Source organism: Marinobacter sp. (assembly GCF_041984545.1).
Lineage (GTDB): Bacteria > Pseudomonadota > Gammaproteobacteria > Pseudomonadales > Oleiphilaceae > Marinobacter.
Window position 1 is genome coordinate 1 of record NZ_JBHIXV010000088.1, and the last position, 281, is coordinate 281.

A 281-nucleotide genomic window follows, 5' to 3' on the forward strand; every position below is an offset into this window, starting at 1 on the left:
AGGGTGTGAGAAAGGGCGATGTGGTGGCCATGGCCATCGAGAATCGCCCAGCCTTTTTCTTTGCCTGGTTTGGCGTGGCCAAGCTGGGTGCCGTGGTGGCCTTCATCAACACCCATGTGATGGGCAAGCCTCTGACGCATGCACTGGAGGTGACCAACGCCAGCCATGTGATCGTGGGCGAGGAGTGTGCAGAGCGCTTTGCGCAGACCGAAGGGCTGAATACCGCGCTGAGCTACTGGCACTGGCCGGATGAGGACAGGCCCGCGGCAGCGGAAGTCCTG

Annotated in this window: 1 protein-coding gene; it reads left to right on the plus strand. The window is 61.9% G+C overall.

Annotation, left to right across the window (positions count from 1 at the left end; genetic code table 11):
• Positions 1-281: AMP-binding protein (locus ACFC20_RS17650; RefSeq protein WP_375194122.1), on the plus strand; the 281-nt coding region annotated here is incomplete at both ends.